The sequence below is a fragment of the Burkholderia sp. APQ4-4ca genome, assembly GCF_057837105.1.
Window position 1 is genome coordinate 1 of the sequence record NZ_JBYQCG010000044.1, and the last position, 523, is coordinate 523.

Here is a 523-nt window from a genome sequence, read left to right on the forward strand (position 1 = left end):
GAATTGATGCCCGTCGAGGTCGAAGTCGACAGTGAGGAGATCGAGCTGTTAGCCGACGAAAGACCTGTGGAAGTCGATGTCGAGAGCGAAGTGATCGAGCTGTTGGCCGACGACAAGCCAGTCGACGTGGAGGTCGACAGTGACGTTACCGCGCTATTGGTCGAGCTGAGGCCGGTCGACAGTGAATTGATACCCGTCGAAGTCGAAGTCGACAGCGAGGTGATCGCGCTATTCGCCGACGACAGGCCCGTCGAAGTCGACGTCGACAGCGACGAAATGGCGCTGGTCGCGGTGCCGACTTGTTGGGCGACGGAATAAAGCTGGCTGCCGTTGATCGCGTCGGTACTGGTCGCGGTTACTTGTCCGGCAGCGACGTTGGTGATCTGCCGTTCCTGGTTGAGATCGCCGACGCTGACGGTGCCGACCGGCGTGGCGCCGGCGAATCCGCCGAACGTCACGCCGTTGACGGTCGCGCTGCTCGTCGGGGTGGCCGCGGCGGTCACCGAGTTCGCGCCGAGCGCGA

1 pseudogene is annotated in these 523 nt (G+C 63.1%); it reads right to left on the bottom strand.

The annotated features are described in order from the left end of the window. Positions 1-503, bottom strand: a pseudogene (locus tag AC3IFE_RS01590) (hemagglutinin); the annotation flags it as partial. Positions 504-523 lie beyond the last annotated feature (20 nt).